This window comes from Dyella sp. LX-66 (genome assembly GCF_018599165.1).
GTDB classification, from domain to species: Bacteria; Pseudomonadota; Gammaproteobacteria; order Xanthomonadales; family Rhodanobacteraceae; genus Dyella_D; species Dyella_D marensis.
Genome location: NZ_JAHFVJ010000010.1, coordinates 13,064 through 32,077, shown reverse-complemented (window position 1 = coordinate 32,077; position 19,014 = coordinate 13,064). Strand labels below are relative to the sequence as shown.

At 67.2% G+C, this 19,014-nt stretch carries 18 protein-coding genes and 1 pseudogene; 6 read left to right on the top strand and 13 right to left on the bottom strand.

Features of this window, described 5'->3' with window-relative positions; genetic code table 11:
* The first annotated feature begins 11 nt into the window (after window positions 1-11).
* Together KK141_RS17505 and KK141_RS17500 are read left to right on the top strand one after the other, a co-directional pair.
* Window positions 12-542 (top strand): helix-turn-helix transcriptional regulator, encoded by a 531-nt coding sequence (locus KK141_RS17505; protein WP_214571100.1) that lies wholly within the window; start codon window positions 12-14, stop codon window positions 540-542.
* A gap of 79 nt (window positions 543-621) precedes the next feature.
* On the top strand, window positions 622-1,605 hold the full coding sequence (locus tag KK141_RS17500) for an NAD(P)-dependent oxidoreductase (protein ID WP_214571101.1): 984 nt from the start codon (window positions 622-624) through the stop codon (window positions 1,603-1,605).
* Here the strand turns inward: KK141_RS17500 and KK141_RS17495 are convergent.
* A complete protein-coding gene (locus KK141_RS17495; protein ID WP_214571102.1) occupies window positions 1,590-2,399 on the bottom strand; it encodes a helix-turn-helix domain-containing protein in 810 nt (269 codons plus the stop codon). The genes KK141_RS17500 and KK141_RS17495 overlap by 16 nt on opposite strands.
* A gap of 151 nt (window positions 2,400-2,550) precedes the next feature.
* On the opposite strand from KK141_RS17495, the gene KK141_RS17490 reads away from it, so the two are divergent.
* Window positions 2,551-2,952, top strand: coding sequence for a DUF3224 domain-containing protein (locus tag KK141_RS17490; RefSeq protein WP_214571103.1), 402 nt, complete (start codon window positions 2,551-2,553; stop codon window positions 2,950-2,952).
* Between the two features lie 98 nt (window positions 2,953-3,050).
* Here KK141_RS17490 and KK141_RS17485 read toward each other — a convergent pair whose 3' ends face one another.
* On the bottom strand, window positions 3,051-3,689 hold the full coding sequence (locus KK141_RS17485; RefSeq protein ID WP_214571104.1) for a LysE family translocator: 639 nt from the start codon (window positions 3,687-3,689) through the stop codon (window positions 3,051-3,053).
* 84 nt (window positions 3,690-3,773) lie between these two features.
* Here KK141_RS17485 and KK141_RS17480 point away from each other — a divergent pair, with 84 nt between their 5' ends.
* Window positions 3,774-4,730 carry a YafY family protein gene (locus KK141_RS17480; protein WP_214571105.1) on the top strand — a complete coding sequence of 319 codons (957 nt, stop codon included), beginning with the start codon at window positions 3,774-3,776 and terminating at the stop codon, window positions 4,728-4,730.
* Window positions 4,731-4,752: 22 nt separating this feature from the next.
* Here the strand turns inward: KK141_RS17480 and KK141_RS17475 are convergent, their stop codons facing one another.
* The 6 genes and pseudogenes from KK141_RS17475 to KK141_RS17450 all read right to left on the bottom strand — a co-directional run bounded on the left by KK141_RS17475 (window position 4,753) and on the right by KK141_RS17450 (window position 8,995).
* Window positions 4,753-5,205 carry a hypothetical protein gene (locus KK141_RS17475; protein ID WP_214571106.1) on the bottom strand — a complete coding sequence of 151 codons (453 nt, stop codon included), beginning with the start codon at window positions 5,203-5,205 and terminating at the stop codon, window positions 4,753-4,755.
* Between the two features lie 57 nt (window positions 5,206-5,262).
* The gene (traF, locus tag KK141_RS17470) at window positions 5,263-5,940 is read right to left on the bottom strand and encodes a conjugative transfer signal peptidase TraF (protein WP_284733897.1); all 678 of its coding nucleotides are present in this window, start codon (window positions 5,938-5,940) and stop codon (window positions 5,263-5,265) included.
* Window positions 5,849-6,838 (bottom strand): fimbrial protein, encoded by a 990-nt coding sequence (locus tag KK141_RS17465; RefSeq protein ID WP_214571108.1) that lies wholly within the window; start codon window positions 6,836-6,838, stop codon window positions 5,849-5,851. Before KK141_RS17465 ends, traF begins: the two co-directional genes overlap by 92 nt.
* Window positions 6,839-6,945: 107 nt before the next feature.
* Window positions 6,946-7,125: pseudogene (locus KK141_RS22985) on the bottom strand (conjugal transfer protein TrbN); the annotation flags it as partial.
* A gap of 168 nt (window positions 7,126-7,293) precedes the next feature.
* Window positions 7,294-7,854: a hypothetical protein gene (locus KK141_RS17455; RefSeq protein ID WP_214571110.1), complete on the bottom strand. Its 561-nt coding sequence runs from the start codon at window positions 7,852-7,854 to the stop codon at window positions 7,294-7,296.
* A 496-nt stretch (window positions 7,855-8,350) separates the two neighbouring features.
* A complete protein-coding gene (locus tag KK141_RS17450; protein ID WP_214571111.1) occupies window positions 8,351-8,995 on the bottom strand; it encodes a response regulator transcription factor in 645 nt (214 codons plus the stop codon).
* 174 nt (window positions 8,996-9,169) lie between these two features.
* On the opposite strand from KK141_RS17450, the gene KK141_RS17445 reads away from it, so the two are divergent.
* Window positions 9,170-9,481: an EF-hand domain-containing protein gene (locus KK141_RS17445; protein WP_214571112.1), complete on the top strand. Its 312-nt coding sequence runs from the start codon at window positions 9,170-9,172 to the stop codon at window positions 9,479-9,481.
* 52 nt (window positions 9,482-9,533) lie between these two features.
* Here KK141_RS17445 and KK141_RS17440 read toward each other — a convergent pair whose 3' ends face one another.
* From KK141_RS17440 to KK141_RS17420, 5 genes are all read right to left on the bottom strand, one after another.
* Window positions 9,534-11,531 (bottom strand): serine protease, encoded by a 1,998-nt coding sequence (locus KK141_RS17440; protein ID WP_214571113.1) that lies wholly within the window; start codon window positions 11,529-11,531, stop codon window positions 9,534-9,536.
* A gap of 693 nt (window positions 11,532-12,224) precedes the next feature.
* Window positions 12,225-14,999: a TIM-barrel domain-containing protein gene (locus tag KK141_RS17435; RefSeq protein WP_214572999.1), complete on the bottom strand. Its 2,775-nt coding sequence runs from the start codon at window positions 14,997-14,999 to the stop codon at window positions 12,225-12,227.
* Between the two features lie 395 nt (window positions 15,000-15,394).
* A complete protein-coding gene (locus KK141_RS17430) occupies window positions 15,395-16,207 on the bottom strand; it encodes a hypothetical protein (RefSeq protein WP_214572998.1) in 813 nt (270 codons plus the stop codon).
* Window positions 16,208-16,428: 221 nt separating this feature from the next.
* Window positions 16,429-16,884 carry an SRPBCC domain-containing protein gene (locus tag KK141_RS17425; RefSeq protein ID WP_214572997.1) on the bottom strand — a complete coding sequence of 152 codons (456 nt, stop codon included), beginning with the start codon at window positions 16,882-16,884 and terminating at the stop codon, window positions 16,429-16,431.
* Between the two features lie 85 nt (window positions 16,885-16,969).
* Window positions 16,970-18,115 (bottom strand): NAD(P)/FAD-dependent oxidoreductase, encoded by a 1,146-nt coding sequence (locus tag KK141_RS17420; RefSeq protein ID WP_214572996.1) that lies wholly within the window; start codon window positions 18,113-18,115, stop codon window positions 16,970-16,972.
* Window positions 18,116-18,178: 63 nt separating this feature from the next.
* On the opposite strand from KK141_RS17420, the gene KK141_RS17415 reads away from it, so the two are divergent.
* On the top strand, window positions 18,179-18,637 hold the full coding sequence (locus tag KK141_RS17415) for a MarR family transcriptional regulator (protein WP_214572995.1): 459 nt from the start codon (window positions 18,179-18,181) through the stop codon (window positions 18,635-18,637).
* The last annotated feature ends 377 nt before the right edge of the window (window positions 18,638-19,014 follow it).

Below are 19,014 nucleotides of genomic sequence, written 5' to 3'. Positions count from 1 at the left end.
CGGAGGCCGCCATGGCACCCTTCGGACGCGCGCTGCGGCGCCTGCGCCAGCTGCGTGGCATGAAACAGAGCCATCTCGCCGAACTGCTCGGCGTCACCCAATCCACCGTGTCGCGCTGGGAGCGCGGCGACCTCGAGCTGTCCGCTGCACAGCGGCTGGCCGTGCAGCGTTTGCTGGAAGCGCGGCCCGACCCCGCGCAGGACGCGGCGCTGAAGCGGCTGGTGGAGCACTCGACGCAGAAAGTGCACCTGGTCTGCGACCGCACGCACCGCCTGCTGGCGGTGTCGCCCGCGCGCTTCGCCGACTGGCGCCAGCCCGCCACCGAGCTGCTCGGCACCTGCATGCTGGTCTATGCCACGCCGGAAATCCTCGCCGCCGAAGCCACGCTCGATGCGCGCGGCTGGTACGAAGACCGCCAGGGCTCGCTGCGCATCGCCACCGGCACCAATGCGGAGCTGCCGATCAGGCCGGGCACAGCGTTGTGGGAACGCATCGCGCTGGCGGACGGTAGCATGGGGCGGCTGGTCACCACGCTGGCCTGAGCGCCGCGCATATTTAATGCGTGGCGGGCGCAGCGCCGCGCTCGCTACGCTTTGGTTCCCAGCAGCACGGGAGCAAGCCATGACCATCCTGGTGACCGGCAGCGCCGGCCATCTCGGCGAAGCGCTGATGCGCAGCCTGCGCGCCGCCTCGCGCGACGCCGTCGGCATCGACCTGAAGCCCTCGCCATTTACCCGGCACACCGGCGATATCGCCGACCGCGCCTTCGTGCGTGCCGCCATGCGCGGCGTCAGCGCGGTGATCCATACCGCTACCTTGCACAAGCCGCATGTGGCGACGCATCCGGCGCAGGATTTCGTCGACACCAATATCAGCGGCACCCTGGCCCTGCTGGACGAAGCACTGGCGGCCGGCGTGTGCGCCTTCGTCTTCACCAGCACCACCAGCGTGTTCGGCGCGGCGCTGACGCCGGCCGCGGATGCGCCGGCGGCCTGGATCACCGAGAACGTGGCGCCGGTGCCGAAGAATATCTACGGCACCACCAAGCTCGCCGCCGAGCAGCTGTGCGAGCTGTATCACCGGCGCCATGGCCTGCCGGTGGTGGTGCTGCGCACCTCGCGCTTCTTTCCCGAAGCGGACGACGATGCGGGCAAGCGCGCCGCCTACGAGCTGGCCAATGCGCAGGCCAACGAGCTGCTGTACCGCCGCGCGGATATCGAAGACGTGGCGAACGCGCATCTGCTGGCGGTGGAACGCGCGCCGGCGCTGGGCTTCGGCCGCTATATCGTTTCCGCCACCACGCCATTCGCGCAGGAAGATCTGGCGCTGCTGCACCGCGATGCGCCGGCCGTGCTGCGGCGGCTGTTTCCCTCGTTCGAGGCGTTGTACGGCGCGCGCGGCTGGCGGATGTTTCCGCGCGTGGATCGCGTCTACGTCAACGCGCTGGCGCGGCACGAGCTGGGCTGGCAGCCGCGGCATCACTTCGCCCACGTGCTGAACTGCCTGGCGGCGGACCGGGATTTCCGCAGTCCACTGGCGGTGGCGGTAGGTGCGAAGGGCTATCACGCGGCCAGCTTCGGCGAGATGCCTTATCCGGTGGACTGAAGGCGCCGCGCGTACTGCGCGGGCGTGCAGCCGACCAGGGCGCGGAAGTCGCGTATGAAATGCGCCTGGTCGAAGTAGCCGAGCGACAGGGCCAGTTCGATCCAGTCCGCGGACTGGCCTTGCTGCAGCTGGGCGATCGCCTCGTGCAAACGGTAGCGGTTGATCGCCCACTTCGGGCCGATGCCGACGTAGTTCTTGAACAGGCGTTGCAGGGCGCGTGCGTTGAGTGCGGTGCGCTCGCACAGTTGCTCGACCGTGGTGATGGCGCGGTCGGTGGCGATGTCGGCGACCAGGGCGGCGACGCGGTCGACGGTGGCGTCGGGTGCGGGCAGGTACGCCAGCAGGAGATGATCGGCGGCGGCGACCATGTCGTCGACATCAAGGGCGGCCACAACCTTGGCTTCGAACACATCGGCTTCGGCGCCGAACAGTTCGCTCGCGGCGATCGAACCATCCATCAACCGCGCCACCTCCGCGCCGTAGAACGGACGAAACCCGCCCGGCCGGAATTTGATGCCGAACACCTGGCCCTGCCCTTCGAGCACACGCACGAAGCGGCCCTGGTGCACGCCATAGATGCGCGCCTGCGGCGGCTCGACCACCAGATGCACGCTCGGATGCGGCAGGGTTTCCTGCGTCTGCGGCGGCAGGCCGCGCAGGTCCCAGGCGACGAACCAGTAATGCTCGACCAGCCCCGCCAGCGCGGCGCCGGGCAGGCGGCGCTCGTGGCGGAACTCGCCCTGCGGCAGGCGCGGGTGCAGCACGCCGCGCGGTTCGGGAGCCTTGCCCGTCATGGCTGTCGCGTTTTTCCAATCATCGGGGAGGGCTTCCTGTTGCAATGGCCACGCACTGACGGAGCACGCTATGTTCCCCCGACTTCCCTTGCTTGTCGCCGCCGCCGTGCTGGCGATGGCGCCGGCCGCATCGCACCTATCGGAGAATCGCATGAAGCACGCCCAAGGCAGCTTCGAGGTCAAGCTCGCACCGCAGCCCGCCGCACCCGGCATCGAAGCCGCGGCGCTGGGCCGGCAGACCATCGACAAGCAGTTCCACGGCGACCTCCAAGGCAGCAGCCTGGGCGAGATGCTGGCGGTGATGGATAAGAACACCGGCTCCGGCGCCTATGTGGCGCTGGAGCGGGTCACCGGCACGCTGGATGGCAGGCAGGGCAGCTTCGTGCTGATGCACAGCGCCACCATGACGCGCGGCGCGCCAGCCTTGTCGGTAACGGTGGTGCCCGATTCCGGCAGTGGCGAGCTGCAAGGGCTGAGCGGGACGCTGGCGATCCATATCGATGCGAAGGGTGCGCACTCCTACACCTTCGACTACAGCCTCCCTTCGGAGTGAAACGACCGGCGTAGGTTGGGGTGAGCCGCAGGCGAACCCCAACATCAGCACGTTCAAACGCACCGCACCGTTGGGGTTCGCCTGCGGCTCACCCCAACCTACGCCAGGCGCCGTATACCTTCGGCCGCCGTAAGCAGCGCAATCCCGATCAGCAACGCCCCCACCGCCCGCAAGGCCATCCGCGTATACCCCGGCCGCTCCACCAGCCACAGCTGCGCGCCGCCCGCCGCACATGCCAGCGCGCCGTATACCGCCAGCTGGGTCAGCACGATCACCACGCCCAGCGTGGCCGCCTGCGGCCATAGCGGCCCCTGCTCGCGGCGCATGAACTGCGGAAACACTGCCAGCATGAACAGGTAGGCCTTGGGATTGAGCAGGCAGGTGACGGCGCCGCGGCGGAAGGTGGTCCAGCGCGACTGGCCGGCCACGTCGGCGGCATGCAGCGCGCCGCCTTCGCTGCGCCACATGCCGTAGCCGATCCAGGCCACATAGCCCGCGCCGATCCACAGCACCGCCTGGAACAGCATGGGCGACCATTGCAGCAGCGCGCCGACGCCCAGCCCGGTCAGCAGCACATGGCAGGCGCCGCCGGCCATGATCCCCGCCACCGCGGCCAGGCCGCCGCGGCGTCCGCCGCTCAGCGAACTGCCCAGCACATAGGCCATGTCCAGGCCGGGCAGGGCGACGATGCCCAGCACCAGCAGGAAGAACAGGCCCAGCTGCACGGCAGGAATCATGGCGGCGATCTCGCGGGGGAACGGTGCCAGCCTAGGACCGAATCAGGGCGAAGACAGTCCTGTTTATCCGCTAGGCTGGCCGCCATGTATCGCCCCGCCACCCGTGCCCTGGCCGTGCTGGAACTGCTGCAGACCCACCGCCGCATCAGCGGCGTGGAGCTGGCGCAGCGGCTGGGCGTGGACGGCCGCACGGTGCGCCGCTATATCGCCGCGCTGGAAGAACTCGGCATCCCGATCACCGCCGAGCGCGGCCGCCACGGCGCCTACCTGCTGGTGGCCGGCTTCAAGCTGCCACCGATGATGTTCACCGACGACGAGGCGCTGGCTTTGTCGGTGGGTTTGCTGGCGGCGCGCAGCATGGGGCTGACCGAAGCGTCGGCGGCGGTGGCCAGCGCACAGGCCAAGCTCGAACGGGTGATGCCGGAGCGGCTGATGGCGCGCACGCGCGCGGTGGCCGACACGGTGATGCTCGACCTGGCGCGCTCGGCGGCGGCAGGCACCAGCGACACGCTGTTCGCCCTGAGCGCGGCCGCACAGCAATGCCGCCGCGTGCACATGGGTTATCGCGCGGCCAATGGCGTGGACAGCGAGCGCGGCATCGATCCCTACGGCCTCGCCCACACCGGCGGCTTCTGGTACGTGGTCGGCCATTGCCATCTGCGCCGCGGCCTGCGTTCGTTCCGGCTCGACCGCATCACGGAGGTCGTGACGCAGGAGACCCTGTTCGTGCGCCCGCGTGACTTCGACGCCGTGGCGCACCTGACCTTCAGCCTCGCCACCCTGCCGCGCGAACACACAGTCGAAGTGCTGCTGCACACCACGCTGGACGACGCACTCGAACGCCTCGGCGGCACCATGGGCCTGTTCGAGCCGACGGAAGCAGGCGTGCTGCTGCGCGCACAAGTCGATGGGCTGGACTGGTTTGCCCGCCAGCTGGCGCGGCAGCCGTTCGACTTCACCGTGCGTGGGCCCGAAGGCCTGCGCACCGCCGTGGGTGCGCTGGCTGCGCGCCTGGGCGAAAGCGCCGCGCGCGGCGGGTAAGGCGACGCAACGCACGCAGGCCCTATCGCACGCTTCCTTCGCGTTCCGATCCACCGTCTCGCTCAAGCGCCGCAAGGATGCGCCGCACGCGTTCGCAGGTCGCTTTCCGATAGGCCTCCTGCCTTCCCTGCCTGATCATCGATGCGTGCAGCTCCGCGGCCTCTTGCGCCGCACCGATAAAGATCGCCTTGCGCTGCGCATCGCCCTGGACCACCCATTCGCTGTACGCCGCGAACCTGGCCAGCGCCGGAGCGGGGAGCCGGCAGACGTCGCGTGCGGCCACCATGTCCATGCCGGCGGCGTGGGCGTCCTCGGCGTCAGGTTGGCCGGGCGTATCTGCCGCGGTGCCGGTGGACGCGGCAGCCGGAATCTCCGGCATCGGCGGCGCGATGGCCGGTTCGACGCGCCCATCGTCCGAGGAACCGCAGCCGGACAGCGCTGCCGCGAGCAAGGCAAGAACCATGAGGCTACGCATGCACTTCATCCTGTTGCACAGGAAACGCCGCGAACAGATCCGGGCTTTCCCGCCCCGCTAGCCGGACCAGGTGCCGCCCGGCCCCCAGGTCGCGACGGGAACGAGGACTTCCATCACCCAGGCGCGCTCGATCGGCCCGAAATAGCGGCTGTCGAACGAAAGGGGATACGTGTCCGACATCACCCATAGCTGGGACGGCGCGAGCCGCAAGCGTGCCGGCGCCGGCCGCGGCATCGGCCGGCCCGCCGCATCCACCGCGCGATGCGCGCTCAGCGGCAGCAGCCGTCCATCCACGCGCACGCCGTCGTCCTGCGCGCTGATCCACGCGCCGCCCACCGCGGCCACGCGCTTGAGCATCGGCAGATAGCCGTTGCCGCAGGCCTCGCCCTCGTGCAGATAGCCGCGCTCCATGGCCAGCGCGATGCTGCCGTAGCGCGGCGGACAGAAGCGCACGTAGGCGCCGCGCTGCACCGGCCGGTCCACCGCCCGGTACAGGCCCAGCGGCAGGCTGCGCGTGAGGTTCAGGCGCAGGCCCATGGCGTAGCCCAGCTCCAGCGCGATGAGCATCGTCAGCAGCAGGCCGAACGCGGCGACACCGATACGCCGCAGTCCGCTGCCCCCGCGCGACCGCCACCGCGCCACCTCAGCGGAATGTGACGCGCACGGCGATCGGCCGCTGGATGCTCCCCGCCGTGATGGTGCCGGCGCTGCGCTCCAGGCGCGCACGGAACGCATAGCTCGCACCCGTGCCGATGGCGGCGAATCCGCGCGACACGCCGGGCTGCATGCGCGCGGCGCCATCGCCGGTTTCGATGGCGATGCCGTAGCCGCCGGGGCCGTTGGCGTTCATGGAGAACAGATCCGCATGGCTGGCGTCGGCATCCGCTGCGGTGCCGAAGGTGATGTCGGTCAGCAGGTCCGCCGGATCCGCGCAGGACGCCATGGTCAGCTTGAACGCCTGCCACGCGGGCGTGACCTTGCCGTTGCGCAGATCCGACGCTACGTAGTTCCCCAGCGGAACCTCCTGGTTGAGCGAACCGGTCTCGATCGAGCAAGCCGGACGGAGCAGCAGCAGGTTCACCATCGTCACCGGATTGATGATCCGGTTGGGTGCGAAGGCCGTCATGTCCGGCACCCAGATCCGGCCCAGGCGGGCGTTGACGGCGGTGTCGGCCGGGCCGTATCTCACCGGCCCGCCGGTGCGCACGTATTCCGCGTAGAAGAACGTCTGCCAGGTCGATGCGCCGGCAGCAAACGTCCTGGTCGCCTTGCGCGGCAGCGCCGTGTAGCCCGTATCGCCGGGAACCTTGGACAAGAGCCGTATGCCCAGGCCGGAGCGCAGCCCGCCCACGGTGATTTCGCGCAGCGTGCCGTCGACCAGTCCGTCGCCCTGCAGCTCCATGCTGACCACGGTGGTCGTCTGCGCCGAGCAGTTGATGCTCGCGGTGGCGCTGTCCGCCGAGGTGGCCCGCACCAGCGCCCCGGCCGGCAGGTCGCCATCCACCACGATCCCGCCACTGCGGTTGACCATGAAGGGCGGGGTATAGGTCACCGTGCACGCCGCGCTCGCCTCACGCGCATGGCAGGCAGCAACCGCACACGCGGCGAGGAACAGGATTCGGGTCAAGGCCATGCTGGGTGATCTCCGCGGTTTCGAACGCCGGCCGTGGCGGCTTCGCCACGCCGATGCATGCTCTGGTCGGCCGGCGGCGATGGCGGCCGGGTGTCGTCGATGCTGTGCGTGTGGAACTGCCGGCGCAGCCACTGGCTCCACCGCCAGGCCCGGCGCATCAGCTGCGCGCGGTAGCGCGCGTTGTGCCGCGGCGTGCGCGAGTGATAGTTGGCGGCGCGCGTCCACACGTCGCCGCGGTCCTTGCGCAGATGGCCGCTCAGGCGCCATGCGGCCAGCCGGTAAGGAAAGATCACCCTGGTGCCGAGGATGACGACATCGGCTTCGCTGCGGCCGGCGCAGAAACAGGCCAGCCACAGCAGGCCGGCTAGGCGGCTGCGTAATAAACGTTCCATGGACTTTCCGTTCGGGTGGATCGCGGGCGGCACCGTGCCGCCCGCTTGGAAGGTGAAACCGGCTCAGTCGTAGCTGGCTTCGTAGATGACGTCCGAACGGACATTGCCGGCCGTGGCCACGCCGGTGGCGTAGTACTGCACGCCGTACCTGACGACCGTCGGACCGGCGGTGGCGAGCGTGACGTCCTTGCGCGTGTGATTGGTGAGGTTGATCACCGCATTGCTCTCGTCGAGCATCTGCAGGTCGACATTGGCCGCGCCGGTAAGGCCGAGCACGTTCTTCATGCGTCCATCGATGTTGACGCTGGGGCTGCTGCCGACAAAACGGAAGTGCGCCTTGGTGATCGCCGCGGTGGCGCAGGAACCGCCCTGGCCGTTGCTGAACACTACTTCGAAGCCCTTGCGCCCCGCGGTCTTGGCGGCCACGTCCAGCGCGGTGGTCCGGACCGGATCCAGTCCCACGGTAAAGTTGCCGAAAGCGCCGTTGCTGCCGTTGCCGCCACTGACCACGCAGGTACTGTCGGTCACCGAGCCGACGAAGGTGATGAGTCCCTGGTCGGCGCTCGCCGCACCGGCGGTGGCGGCGAGCGCCAGGCCGAAGATGGCTGTCTTGATGTGCTTCATGGTTGCTCCATTGAATGAAGTGGATCGGGTGAGTTGCTTGTCCGCCGCCTCCGCGGCCTTCCTCGTCGTCCGTCGGCCATGCCACGAAGACAAAGACCTTGGGGAGCACTACGCTTCATCGCTTTCCACCCTTTTTCAGGACGAATTTGTCCACCATCGCTGTTTCCGGCGATGTCGATGTCAGGTTCGAGATGGATGGATAGCGCGAAGCGCAAGCGCTACCCGCGCGGGATGCCTGCCTCGCGATGCGATGCATCCCTTGCGGGTTTGGACGGCTGAATCATAGGAAACGCTTTACGGTCCCAGCCATAGTACGAATTCGAAAAATGAGCCGATATGGACCTTCGCCGTGCTTTTGGGAGCAATCCGATGACCACCGGCCAGCGCTTCGCTTTACCTCGCATGGCAACCGCGCATTGGATCGCTCACCAGGCGTGAAGGGGTTGCGCGTCGGGCCATGGGGGCCGCGCGCGGCGTTCCTTGCTTGCCGGAATAATCAGCCGGAAAAACCCTCGCGCCGCAGGAAGTCGAACAGCTCCACGTCATTGCGGATGCCGAGCTTGCGCGCCGCGTCGCTCTTCTGCTTGCTGATGGTGGTGATGCCGCGGTTGAGCTGCAGCGCGATCTCCTTCACCCGCATGCCCTTGGCGACCAGGCGCAGCACTTCCACTTCGCGCGGCGACAGCAGCCGCTGCCCGGCGGCGTGCGGCCGGCGCAGGCCGGCCTGCGCCAGCAGCCTGCGCAACGGGGCACTCACATAAACGCTGCCGCGCCGGATCGCCTGGATCGCTGTGGGCAGTTCGGCCATGGACGAAGCCTTGTCGAGCAGGCCCAACACGCCCGCGGTCTGCAGCAGGCGCAGGATGCTGGCATTGCTGGTCATGCTCAGCACCAGCACGGGCAGGTCGGGATAGTTGCGGCAGATGCGCTCGACCATGGCGTAGCCGTCCGGGTTGATCGGGCCGGGCATGGACAGGTCGGTGACCAGGATGTCGTAGACCTGCTCGGACAGCAGGGCGAACAGCTCGTCGACGGTGCCCGCCTCGGCGGCTATCTGTCCCGCCTCGTGGGCCTCGATGACCGAGCGCACGCCGATGCGCACGACGGGATGATCGTCGGCAAGAAGGATCCGCAGGGACATGACCGAGAGGCTCCGAGACGAACGCGCACTAGCTTAGGCGCATGCTTTTGCGATGCGTAGACGGGCGATGTCCGAAAGTTACCGCCGATGCGGGGCTATGCTGTATCCCGTTGCACCGCCGCGGTACCCGATCGCCCGGCGCCGCCGGGCCTACTCACCGGAAAGGAGCAGCTCATGCCTAAGCGCCACCGTTTTCTCATCGCCGCCATCGCGCTGGCGCTCGCCGTTCCCGCCGCCGCGCAGACCGGGCTTGGCTATATGGCGAAGAAGCTGGACATTGCCGTGAAGAACTTCGACGCGGCCGACCGCAACCACGACGGCCTGCTGAGCAAGGAAGAAGCGCAGAACGGCAACGTGCCGTTCATCGCCAAGCATTTCGATCAGATCGACCGCGAGCATCGCGGGCAGGTGTCGAAAGAGGATGTCGCGAATTATCTGAAGTCGCTGACGCGGCCGGCGCCGGCGGCTTCGAGCGCGAAGCCGTGAAACCGCGCGGCGCGCGCTGCTGCGAACAGCGCGCGCCGCGGGTCGAGCGGACTTACTGCTCGCTCACCTTCAGATCCTTCATCAGCAGGTCGAGCTTCGGCCTCATGCTGTCCTGGCCCTGCGAGCCGGCCATGGCATAGAACACCGAATAGACCACGCCGGGCGTCGCGCCCGCGCCGCTGGCCGGCGCGCCGATGCGCGTCTCGCCATTGGCCGAGTACGCCGTGCCCTCGTAAGGATGGCGGCGCTTCAGCAGCTTGTCCCAGTAGCTCTTGGCGTCGTCGTCGAGCGTGGCCGGCGGCACCACGTTTCGCTCGATATGCAGGCGGTCGGACTCCTGCGGATTGGCGCGCAGCGCAACGGCGTTGACGTCCCACACCACCTTGCCGTGGTCCGGCACGAAGCCCATGCCGAGGGTGAGCGTGCTTTCCGGCTCGATCTTCTGCAGCTGCGGCGTCACCGAGAAAGCCAGGCGGTTGGAGCTGTAGCTGAAGCGCTGCTGGTAGTCGGCCTGGATATGCACGGACTTCAGCGCGTCGGGCAGCAGGGCGGTGTTCTTCAGGAAATCCTTCCACTGCGCCAGCGAGCCTTCGTAGCCCACCGACATATAGTCGAGCAGGGCGCGCATGTCGGCGAGGTTGTCGTAGCTGTCGTCGGCCGAGGCGAAGCGCATCAGCATGGCGTAGCCGTCCGGTACCGGCAGGGCGAAGGTGATCACCCGCGTATTGGCGAACGGCAGCGTCCACACGCGCAGCTGCCAGCGGCGCTGGAAGTGGTCGACATACACGCTGTCGGTGACCGGCTTGCCCAGCGAGGTGATGCGCACCTGCTCCGAACCCACCGGACGCATGAAGATGCCCATCTTGCACAGCTGCTCGGACAGTGCACTGGGGTCGTTGTAGAGCTTGTCCGCAGGGAGATTGTCCGGACGGCGCAGATGCAGCAGGAAGTTGTGGCCCGACACGCCCGCCTGCACATAGCCGTTGGCGGCCAGCGACATGCGGTTGCCTTCCTTCTCCACCAGGCCCCATTCGCCGGCGCTGTTGCGCACGATCAGGCCCGGCACGGTGTTCATCCACGAGGCGCCGTACAGCAGCTGGTTGGAGCCGTCGCCGCGCGGGAACAGCTTGTCGGTGTCGCGGCTCAGGATTTCCTTGAGCTGGTTGTCGATGTAGCCGTTGAACACTGCCTCGTAGCGCTTGAAGAACTCGGCCACGCCCAGCGGCAGCGCGAACTGGCCCTTCAGGTTGTTGCTCAGCGTGCTGCTGAAGATGTCGAAGCGGAACGGCACGCGGCTTTCCATCACCGCCTGCGCCGGCGCATTGAGCACCTCGCCCATCTGCAGCGCGTAGTTGAGGTTCTCGTTGGCCGACTTCATCAGCACCACGCCGATGACCTTGCCTTCCTTGTTCAGCAACGGACCGCCGCTGTTGCCCGGCGAGGCGGCGGCGGAGAAGCGCATCCACTTCCACGCGCCGTCCTGCTGCTCGGGCGTGTCGGAGGTGTACAGGCCATCGCGGATCACCACACCCGTGCCCAGCGCATTGCCTACCGCGTAGACCTCCTGGTTGAGCACCGGCTTGGTGTCGACGTCCAGCGTTTCCGGGCCCGGGTTGCCGGACACGGTGAACACCACGAAGTCCTTGCGCAGGTCGAACTTCTCGATCTTGTCGATCGCATAGACCTTGCCGTTGGCATCGCGCAGCGAGGGCGCGCCCCACAGGCTGTCCACGCCGGTGAGCAGAACGTGGCCGGCGGTGACGAACTGGTTCTTGCCGATGGCGAAGGCGGTGCCGATCGAGTGGTATTTGTCGGTGCGCTCCTGGAACGGGAGCAGGTCCAGCGGCAACGCCTTCTCGTAGGTGAGCGGGTCGTCGGCGGGTTTGGCGGCGACCACTTCGAAGGTGGCGCCCTGGATCTTCGGCAGCAGGGCTGCGTCGAGGCTGGCGGCGGAGGCCGCGCCGGTGGCGGCCAGCCATAGCGCGAGGGCGCATGCCCAGGTTCGGGCGAGTCCTTCGCCCCCGATCAGCGACCACTTCGTGTTCCGCATAGGTTTCCCGCGCGTGAGATCCGGCGCCGGGGCCCCCTCCGGGCGTCCTTGTCACGACGGAATGGGCGGCATCTTGGCATGGATTGCATGGGCTGGGGTGTGCCCCTGCCAGCCCCCTCTGGTTGTGTCGCCAGATGTTGCGATATCGCGGCTTGGGGGCTTGTGTGGCGGGCATTTCGGGTGCCCGCCCTTTGCTCGTCATCCCGGCGTAGGCCGGGATCCTTTTGCGATATCGCCTAGTTTTTGCGCTGACGCGATTTGGCCGCTTATGCAGCGGGCATTTCGGACGCCTGCCGGCGCCCGAGTCACTTTTTCTTTGCTGGCCCAAAGAAAAAGTAACCCAAAAGAAATGGCCTGAGAGCAACGGCTCGCGACGCGACTAGAAGGAGCAGTGGCGGCCGTGGAAACGGATTAACCAGAGTCGACACGAAACGGCAGTGCGTTTACGTGACGCGTCCTTCAACGTGCCGTTGCCGAGAGGACGTTCCGCGACTGAGGCCAGCTTTTGCTCTTCGCCCCTGTATGCGACGCCACCCCACTTCTCCCTCTCCCCTCCGGGGAGAGGGAGAAGTGAGGGGTCTCTCGGAGCGCAACGTGAAACCCTGCCATACCAACGTGGCGAGGTGCGTGAAGGTGTGGGTGTTGGGGTTCGCCTGCGGCTCACCCCAACCTACGCCGGGATTGTCGCTTCATTCAATGCCAACTCAAGCGCACCGCTTCGCGCACCGACCGCGCTGGCACCGTCGCCGTCGCCACGCCTTCCTTCGCATTCCACTTCCACGCCTGCCCTTGCTTGCCGTCCACGGTCAAAGCACCGGGCTTTTTTGCCGCATGAAGGCGCAGCTCGTATGCGCGCTTCTGCACCTGCCCCTTGAACTCGCCCTGCGCGGCGTCGATCGTCAACTCGTGCGTGCCGTCCTGGCCGGTGCTGTGGTGCATGGTGGTGATGGCGTGTCCGCCTTTGTCGTAATCCAGCGATACGCCGTCGTCCTCGTAGAGCGAGAAGCTGCCGTCGCCGTCGCCGAATACGTGCAGGATCAGCGTGTCCAGCGGCTTCGCGTCCGAGTAGTCGCTCGGTGGCTGCATCGGCACGATGGCGCCGGCGCGGGCGAATACGGGAGTGTCATCGGAGGCGTAGCGGGCGGTGAAGGTGGTGTCGCCCTGATAGCGCTTGCCTTTGAAGAAATCGACCCACTGACCGGGCGGCAGATAGACCGTGCGCTGGCCGCTGGTGTCGAGCACCGGTGCCACCAGCAGGTCTTCGCCGAAGAAGTATTCGTAGGGCTGCTTGTAGGCCTCTTCCAGCTCCGGATGCTGCAGGTACAGCGGGCGCAGCAGCGGCAGTGATTCGGTATGCGCGAGCCAGGCGTAGGAATAGATGTAGGGAATCAGCTGGGTGCGCAGGGTGAAGTATTTGCGCATCAGCGCCAGGCCCTTGTCGCCATACATCCACGGCATGCGCGTATTGCCCTCGCGCGGATTGGCATGGGCGCTGTGCATGCGCAGCAGCGGGCTGAAGGTACCGAACTCGATCCAGCGGGCGTAGAGGTCGAAGTCGATCTTGGCGCCGTGGAAACCGCCGATATCGTGGCTGATGTAAGGCACCAGCACATTGCCGCCGCGCGCGGTGAACGCCACTTCATAGGCCAGCACCGGCCATTCCGAATAGGTGTCGCCGGTAAAGAAGCCCGGATAGCGCTGGCTGCCCCAGTCGCCGTAGCGGCCGAGGATAAAGCCGCGCTTGCCGGTAGCCTGCGCGCTGAAGTCGTAGAACACCTTGTTGGTCCACAACTGCGAATTGAGGCCCGGCATCCCGGTGGCACCGCCACCGCCATCCACCCACCACAGGTCCACGCCCTGGCGCATCAGCGGCTCGTGCAGCCGGCGCATGAAGACCTCCGCCTGGCGCTGGTCGGACAGATCGAACGCGATGGGTTCCGGCGGATGCACGTCGCGCAGCGCCACCGGCCCGCGCAGCAGGCCGCCGCCGCCGCGGCCGGGTTCCACGCGCAGGGCGATGTGGATCGTCTCGCCGGGCTTGGTCACCGCCGCGACGTCGGTATAGGTCAACCGCTGCGGCCACTGGATCTGGCTGTGCTGCAGCTCCTGGCCGTTGACGAAGATGCGGTAGCTCTGGTCCACCTCGCCGAGCACCAGATACAGCGTCTTGGGCAGATCGGCCGGCAGGCGCACGTCGCTGCGGTACCAGGACACGCCCGCATAGTTCGGCTGGCCCTGCACCTGCCAGGAGCGGTCGGTCTGGATGCTCTTCCAGCTGCGCGCATCGAAGTCGGACGCGTACCACTTGGCCTTGATGCCCACGTCGCGCGGATCGATCGCGAAACGCCAGCGGCCGGACAGGTCCAGATCGAACGACGGCCTCACCAGCGGCGGCTTGCCCAGTGCCTCCAGCACGCCGGGTGCATGGCTGTCGTCGAAGGACAGGATGCTTTCCTTGGTATTGGCATAGCCCGGATGATCGTTGAGCCCGAGCTTCACGCCGCGCCCGTGCAGCCAGGTGACGAAGCGGTCCGGTTGCGCAATCAGCGGGCTCCAGTCGTAGCCGCCGTCCCAGCCGTAGTTGTGCCAGGCGAAATCCAGCACCAGGGTGTCGAACGGAATGCGCGCGGCGCGCAGGCGGCTGACCTCGTCCTCCAGCATCTTCCGGTTGTAGCGCTGGAACGCGGGCTGCTTCGCTTCCGCGGTGCCGGGGAAGTATTCGAAATTGAAATCGGTGATCCACGGGCCGAGCACGTAGCGCGGGATCATCGGGATCTCGCCGCTCAACTGCGCGTACTCGCCCAGCGCCTTGCGGTAGTCGTTGCCGTAGGCGAACAGATACCAGTCCTGCCCGCTGCGCTCCTTGCGCGGCTCGATCCATTGCGAGGTCTTGTTCCACAGCGGCGTGCCGCTGTCGTCGACGAAGGCGTAGCCGCTGCGGCTGAGCAGGCCGGGCTTGGCTTTCTCCAGCTTCACCTCGATGCCGGGGATCACGTCATTCACCGGGCTTTCCAGCGGATTGCCGGTGAGGTTGGCCTTGCTGACGTTGTCCAGCGAATAGGTCAGGCCGCCGAGGTTCTGCGCGTCGTCCGCGCCGGGGTGCCACTCACCCGGTTTTCCGGCGGTCCAGGTCACCTTGAGGTTGTCGGCGTTGAAGGGGCCGGAGTTCAGGCGATAACGCAGGGTCATCGCGTCCGTGCCGGCCACCAGCCAACCCTTCTCGCGCGATACGTGCACGGTGACCGGCGCCCAGTCGCGCTTCTGCATCACCGCGGTGGGCGCGTCCACGAAGGCGCCGCCGGGGGAGTACTCCATGCGCACCAGGGTCGGCGTAAGAAAGGAGAAGCGCGCATGGTCGGCCACCACCACCGGCTGGCCGGACTTCAGCGGCACCTGGGCACAGGCGGCCAGGCACAGCGAAGCCAGCAGCACCGGCCAGGCGGGCCATCTCGGACGGCGAACGAACATCGGGTACTCCCCCTTCCTTCAATGTCGGCGCCCGATGACACGGTCGTAGGCGTCGGCCAGGCGCAACGTCAGGCCGGCGCCGGGGCGCGCGTGGATACCGGGCGGAAGCTAGCGCAATGGCGGCAAGGAGTGGAGAGGCGCAAGCCGCCATGGCAGGCATCTGCTGGCCTCGTCACATTCCTGGATGCGCGGCGCGGCCTTGGGGGTAGGCCCAAAAAAAACCCCCGAGAAATCCGTCTCGGGGGAAGAACGACTGCGGTATGCGTCACCGCAGGAACGCACGGGCTATTGCCCCGGACCCAGCGCCTCGGAGAGCGCCGCCTTCGGTGCCGGGACAGGTACAGCATGGGCAAGCACGACGCCGCGCGCCATGCGGCGAACTCTGAAATTGCGGCTCAGCCGCCCATGCCGGGCAGTGCGTCGGCGATGTAATCGCGGCTTGCCCAGCTGCCGCCCTCGCCCGCTTCCGCCGCATGGATGCGCGCCCGCCCGCCATCCGCGGCCGGCATGGCCGAGACGGCGCGGTTGCGCGGATCGCGCGCGCTGCGCTCGTCGATCTTCACCATCAGGCCGTCGGCGATATCCAGCCTGGCCGCGATGCGGCTGCCGTCGGTGAACTGCACCAGCACGCTGACCACCGGGCTGCGCGCGCTGTCGGTGGTGTGCAGATAGGCCAGGCTGCGCCGGGTGATGCCGAGGTCCAGCGGAATCCGGCGCAGGATGTCCGCCTGTACATAGCCTTCGAAATAGCGGCGCTGGCGCGCGTCCTCCAGCACGTCGTAGACCGAGATGCCGGGATCGGGGTAGTCGGAGACCGGGATGACCTTGCGGTTGAAGTAATCCACCGCCTCCCTGGCCGAATCGACGATGCGCAGCGTGTAGGTCTTCTTCCAACCCATCGGCGCCGCGTCGTGAAAGCGCAGCAGCTGCGCGAACGCCGATTCGACTTCCGGCTCGGTCCACTTGCGCCGCACATCGTACGGCAGCGCCTGGCCCCAGCTGCGGGCCACGCCGTACTTGTGCAGGGTGCGCGTGGAGGGATCCCCTACATAGACCTCGGACCACGCCTGGCCGTGTTCGACGCGCCCGAGCATGGCCTTCTCCTGTTCCGGCGTGCATCCGTCGCACCAGTACAGGTCCGCCGCGCGGACCGCGCCGGAAAAACACAGGCAGGCTGCCAAGGCCATCGCCGGTAGCCGGCCGATCAAGAATCTGCTCGTTCCCATGCCGATGGCCTACAACGCTCTTCCCGCTCGCCTACAGCAACGTTCCAACAGCGGTGCGCAGAAAAGCAATCGGCGCGATCCAAAACACTAGGAAATGGATAAGGGACCGCAGGCTGCAAAAGCAGGAAAAGTCGCAGAAAAACCTAATGTGCGAGCGGCTTCCCGGCGTGGCTCATTCAGTCAATTCTGATTTCTTAGGAATATCACGCATGCTTTTCGCGGCCATGGCGGGATGCCGCCTGTCGCGCGATCGCATCCAGCGTGCCGCCCCAGTAGAAAGCGAGATGGCGGAAGATCACTTCAGTGGGGAAGGTGTGCGCCTCGAAGTCCAGCCGGGTCTGTTCGCCCAGCGGTGTAAGGCGAAACTCCAAGACGGTGTAGCTGGAGGGCTCGTCCGGCAGTCGGGATACGGAACTGAGGTGCGTATAGCTCAAGCGCCGTTCCGGTTCGAAGGCCAGCACCTTGCCGCGATTCTCGAAGCGGCCGGTGTGCACGCCGCGCACGCTGACGGCGCCGCCGATGCGCCAGTCCGCGCTTACTTCGAGTTTCATGGCGGGCTCGCCCATCCAGTCGCGCATGAGGTCGGGCTGGGTGAGGCTTTCCCATACGGTGGACGGGGGCGCTTCGATGGTAACGGATTCGATGATTCGGTCTGGCATGGAATAGTCCGATAAGTAACCACGAAATATCGTAGCTCGCCTGGCGACTTATCAGAGTACGCCGCGCCCTCTCCCGCGGCGGCCTTCAGGCCGCCTGGGGTCGCGCCGCATGGCTGCGCCAATGCTCCAGCGACAAAGCCAGCCCATCGTGCGAAAGCTGGGTCGCCGCGGCTTCCGCCGAACCCTCGGCCGCCTCGATGACCCGCTCGAACATATGCGCCTCGTAAGCCGCCACCGCGGCATCCCAGTCGCCGCCACTCACCAGTTGCATGGCCAGCTCTGCCGCATCGAGCATTGCGGCATTGACGCCCTCGCCGCCGAACGGCGACATCAGATGCGCGGCATCGCCCAGCAAGGTGATGCCGCGGCGGTGCGGCCAGCGATGGCCGACGGGAAGCGCGTGGATGTAGCGCGGCGCGATGGCGTCGTTGCTCGCGCGGATCAGGTCCAGCAGCTCCGGCGCGAAGCCTGCGAACTGGCGCAGCAGCTCCGCGCGTGCGGCCACCGGATCGGCGACATCGAAGCGGCGCTCCACCCACGCCATCGGCACCCGGAACACGGCATAGCCGCGCAGGTGCGCGTTGCCGTTGCGCTGGACGATCAAGCCCTTGCCCTCGCCTTCCGCATCCAGCTTGCCGCGCCCCACCAGCAGCGACAGCGCGGGGTGCCGGTCGTCCACCTCGTCAATGCCGAACTCGATAAAAGCCAGGCCGCTGTACTGCGGCAGGTACGGCGACAGCAGCGGGCGCAGGCGCGACCATGCGCCATCGGCGCCGACCACCAGGTCGAAGTTGCCGGCGAAGCCGTCCGCCAGCAGCAGCTGCCAGCCACCATCGGCGTTCTGCCGCACTTCGCGCACGTCGCTGTTCCAGCGCACGCAGTTGTCAGGCAAGGATGCGAGCAGCATGGCGCGCAAGGCGGTGCGGTCGACCTCGGGCCGGTTGCCGCCGGCGGCGTCGGCTTCCTCGTAGAGCACGCGGCCGTGCATGTCGAGCAGCTTCGAACCCTGGTCCTCGTAGCGCGCGATGCGCAGGAACTCGTCGGTGAGCCCCGCCAGCGCCAGCGCGTGCTGGCCGGACTCCTCATGGATATCCAGCGTGCCGCCCTGCGGCCGCGCCAGCGGGTCGGCCTCGCGCTCGAATACCGTGGCCTGCCAGCCATGGCGATGGAGGATGCGCGCCAGGGTAAGACCGCCAGGGCCGCCGCCCGCGATCGCGATACGAGGTTTCATTGCCGGCCCTCGCCGAAAAAGATAGGATGCTATTTATCCTGAGATGCATAGGAGCCTATGTCAATGGGCAAATCGACCGCTTCCACCCCGATGCGCCCCCGCATCGGCCAGCTGATCAACCGCGCCAGCCGGCTGCTGCTGCGCGCTGGCGATGCGCGGCTACGGCCGCTGGGGCTGGCCGGCGCACAGATTCCCGTGGTCGCCATGCTCAAGCACCACGGGCCGATGACGCAGAAGCAGCTCGCCGAGATGGCGCAGATCGAGCAGCCGTCGATGGCGCAGACGCTGGCGCGGATGGAGCGCGACGGGATGGTGGAGCGGCGCGCCGATCCGGCGGATGGGCGCAGCAGCTTCGTGCACCTTACGGAGTTGGCTTTGGGCAAGTTGCCTGAGGCGCAGAGGGTGTTGAATCTTGGTGAGCGGAGGATGCTGGCGGGGTTGGAGGAGGGGGAGGTTTTGGTGTTGATGGGGTTGTTGCAGAGGGTGGTGGGGAACCTTGAGAGGGAGATGGGGGTGGCGTGAGACGCTACCTTCTCGTCATTCCGGTTTGGGCCGGAATCCGCCCTTACTCGTTGTGCCGACGTAGGTCGGAATCCGCTTTGCTCGTCATTCCAGCGAGAGCTGGAATCCAGGGCCTTTGCGCTTGATGTTGCGCTGGCGCTTGGGTGTCTCGCCTTTGGCGAGTGTTTCGTGCCGCTGCCGCGGCCCGAGTTACTTTTTCTCTGCGTGCCCAGAGAAAAAGTAACCAAAAAGAGAGGGCACCCTGCTTGGCGCCCTCAGCAGCAAAGCTGCTGAGGGTCCGTGAGGGCTGGCCGGGCTTTTTGACAGGGCATCCATGCCCTGATCAAAAAGGCGAGGACTCCTGTCCTCGCCCCCTGCGGGGCCTGATCGTCCAGCCC

Excerpts from the sequence above, each read along its gene's own strand:
- KK141_RS17480 (WP_214571105.1), top strand. The coding sequence starts at position 3,774 with ATGTATCGCCCCGCCACCCGTGCCCTGGCCGTGCTGGAACTGCTGCAG.
- KK141_RS17500 (WP_214571101.1), top strand. The coding sequence starts at position 622 with ATGACCATCCTGGTGACCGGCAGCGCCGGCCATCTCGGCGAAGCGCTG.
- KK141_RS17475 (WP_214571106.1), bottom strand. The coding sequence starts at position 5,205 with ATGCGTAGCCTCATGGTTCTTGCCTTGCTCGCGGCAGCGCTGTCCGGC.
- KK141_RS17505 (WP_214571100.1), top strand. The coding sequence starts at position 12 with ATGGCACCCTTCGGACGCGCGCTGCGGCGCCTGCGCCAGCTGCGTGGC.
- KK141_RS17490 (WP_214571103.1), top strand. The coding sequence starts at position 2,551 with ATGAAGCACGCCCAAGGCAGCTTCGAGGTCAAGCTCGCACCGCAGCCC.
- KK141_RS17465 (WP_214571108.1), bottom strand. The coding sequence starts at position 6,838 with ATGGCCTTGACCCGAATCCTGTTCCTCGCCGCGTGTGCGGTTGCTGCC.
- KK141_RS17445 (WP_214571112.1), top strand. The coding sequence starts at position 9,170 with ATGCCTAAGCGCCACCGTTTTCTCATCGCCGCCATCGCGCTGGCGCTC.
- traF (WP_284733897.1), bottom strand. The coding sequence starts at position 5,940 with ATGCGTTCCGTGCGCGCCTGGAGCGCAGCGCCGGCACCATCACGGCGG.
- KK141_RS17440 (WP_214571113.1), bottom strand. The coding sequence starts at position 11,531 with ATGCGGAACACGAAGTGGTCGCTGATCGGGGGCGAAGGACTCGCCCGA.
- KK141_RS17485 (WP_214571104.1), bottom strand. The coding sequence starts at position 3,689 with ATGATTCCTGCCGTGCAGCTGGGCCTGTTCTTCCTGCTGGTGCTGGGC.
- KK141_RS17450 (WP_214571111.1), bottom strand. The coding sequence starts at position 8,995 with ATGTCCCTGCGGATCCTTCTTGCCGACGATCATCCCGTCGTGCGCATC.
- KK141_RS17425 (WP_214572997.1), bottom strand. The coding sequence starts at position 16,884 with ATGCCAGACCGAATCATCGAATCCGTTACCATCGAAGCGCCCCCGTCC.
- KK141_RS17415 (WP_214572995.1), top strand. The coding sequence starts at position 18,179 with ATGGGCAAATCGACCGCTTCCACCCCGATGCGCCCCCGCATCGGCCAG.
- KK141_RS17435 (WP_214572999.1), bottom strand. The coding sequence starts at position 14,999 with ATGTTCGTTCGCCGTCCGAGATGGCCCGCCTGGCCGGTGCTGCTGGCT.
- KK141_RS17455 (WP_214571110.1), bottom strand. The coding sequence starts at position 7,854 with ATGAAGCACATCAAGACAGCCATCTTCGGCCTGGCGCTCGCCGCCACC.
- KK141_RS17420 (WP_214572996.1), bottom strand. The coding sequence starts at position 18,115 with ATGAAACCTCGTATCGCGATCGCGGGCGGCGGCCCTGGCGGTCTTACC.
- KK141_RS17495 (WP_214571102.1), bottom strand. The coding sequence starts at position 2,399 with ATGACGGGCAAGGCTCCCGAACCGCGCGGCGTGCTGCACCCGCGCCTG.